This window comes from Acinetobacter sp. 1130196 (genome assembly GCF_000588095.1).
Lineage (GTDB): Bacteria > Pseudomonadota > Gammaproteobacteria > Pseudomonadales > Moraxellaceae > Acinetobacter > Acinetobacter nosocomialis.
The window spans coordinates 1-1,892 of record NZ_JFWX01000115.1 but is presented as its reverse complement, the minus strand read 5'-3'; the positions used below and the strand labels follow the sequence as shown (position 1 = coordinate 1,892).

General features: G+C 35.0%; 3 protein-coding genes. 1 reads left to right on the top strand and 2 read right to left on the bottom strand.

The window, feature by feature from the left end; translation table 11 throughout:
* Positions 1-4: 4 nt before the first annotated feature.
* Positions 5-937: an IS5-like element ISAha3 family transposase gene (locus tag J671_RS24690; RefSeq protein WP_004812228.1), complete on the top strand. Its 933-nt coding sequence runs from the start codon at positions 5-7 to the stop codon at positions 935-937.
* 88 nt (positions 938-1,025) lie between these two features.
* On the opposite strand, the gene J671_RS24685 is transcribed toward J671_RS24690, so the two are convergent.
* Positions 1,026-1,427, bottom strand: a complete 402-nt coding sequence (locus J671_RS24685; protein WP_004887676.1) for a DUF6367 family protein — start codon at positions 1,425-1,427, stop codon at positions 1,026-1,028.
* A 137-nt stretch (positions 1,428-1,564) separates the two neighbouring features.
* Positions 1,565-1,892: IS30 family transposase (locus J671_RS25720; protein ID WP_031995575.1), on the bottom strand; the 328-nt coding region annotated here is incomplete at its 5' end.

Here is a 1,892-nt window from a genome sequence, read left to right as displayed (position 1 = left end):
CCAGATGAAGAAGCCTACACCTAAAATCTATCGTACAACCAATTGGTCCTCGTATAACCAAGCTTTAATCAAGCGAGGAAATATTTCAATCTGGTTTGATCCTAAGACGCAATGGTATGCACAACCACAAGGCAAGCAAGGACGAAATCAAACTTATTCCGATACAGCGATTCAATGCTGTTTAATGATCAAATCTCTATTCCGTCTTTCTTTACGTATGGTTACTGGCTTTGTTCAAAGCCTGATTAAACTCTGTGGCTTGAATTGGACAGCACCAGATTACTCCACCCTTTGTAGACGACAAAAGCATATTGATATTGCGATAAGCTATCAGAAAAGTCATGATGGGTTACACCTACTTGTCGACTCTACGGGTTTAAAGTTTTTAGGTGAAGGCGAATGGAAGCGTAAAAAACATCAGCCTGAATACCGTCGGCAATGGCGTAAACTGCATATTGGTATAGATGCTGAAACACTGCAAATACGTGCCGTTCAGCTTACTACAAATAATGTCAGTGATTCACAAGTACTAGGTGATTTACTGGATCAAATTCCACTAGATGAGCGAATAGATTCTGTCTATACCGATGGCGCGTACGACACGAAGTGCTGCAGAAAAGTGATTTCAGATCGTCAAGCACATGCAGTAATTCCACCCAGAAAGAATGCCAAGCCCTGGAAAGATTCTAAAATAAGTTCAATAGAACGAAATGAGTTACTTCAAACGGTTAAACATTTAGGCAGAACCCTATGGAAAAAATGGTCGGGTTATCACCGTCGTAGTTTGGTGGAAACCAAGATGCATTGCATCAAATTATTAGGTGATAGGCTGACGGCAAGACATTTTCAAAGTCAGGTCAATGAAATTCATGCGCGTGTGGCAGTTCTGAATAGATTTACGGAATTAGGTAGACCTCGCACCCAAGTTGTGTCTTAAATTTGAATGGATTGGGGAGAACTCAGCTTTTGAATGTTTATGCAACAAAGCCATAAGGATGTAAAAAAATATAACATCTAAATTTTTATTAAATAATATCCAATAATTTAACCTTGTTTTTATCAATCATACTTTCAATAATTGATCGATTACCTGTATCCTCTAACCAATTTTCTATAGGTATATAATCCGATAAATCTAAAATTTCTTTTATTACGGTTTCTGCTTCTACTATAGATTTTAATTCTGGTTTATTTTTAGCTACTAAATTATCAAATGGTTCTTTTATATCTTCTTTCTCAATATTTTTTGATTTAATAATATGTAAATCTCTTTGGAAAGGATGGCTTGCATGAGGTGGATCTAATCTATAGCTCCATTCTTGGTTATAATCTTGCCAAATATTTTTAATTTGTATATTACTAAGTAAAATTTCAGGTACAGAAATATGAATGTATTGTAGCGATGACTGAGTTTGAGGTAATTGCATGATTCATCTCTCATAAATATTATATTTTAATTTTAAATCTTGATTTTGCTCACTCAAGTAAATTTTTTCTGAAAAAGTAATTGATTATGTTATTGTTTTTAAATAATTTTAATTGTATTTTTTATTTGTTGGCGAATTCAAACATGAGGTGCGACAGTTTCAAAAGCCATATGATAATCAACAAGCTGAGCAAATTTCTCTAATGGTGTAAGCCAATCTAACGCCTTTCTAGGACGAGTATTCAGTGACATGGCAACTTGATTTAAATAATGCTGATCTGCCTGATTTAAATCAATCCCTTTAGGTAAATATTGCCTAATTAAACCATTCATATTTTCGCATGTGCCTTTTTGCCAAGGTGAATGTGGGTCACAGAAATATACATCTATGCCTAAATCTTCTTCGAGTATTTTATGTTCTGACATCTCGCGTCCACGGTCATAGGTCAACGTTTTACGCAGTTCT

Coding starts and splice junctions, on each gene's coding strand:
- J671_RS24690 (WP_004812228.1), top strand. CDS start 5: ATGAAGAAGCCTACACCTAAAATCTATCGTACAACCAATTGGTCCTCG.
- J671_RS24685 (WP_004887676.1), bottom strand. CDS start 1,427: ATGCAATTACCTCAAACTCAGTCATCGCTACAATACATTCATATTTCT.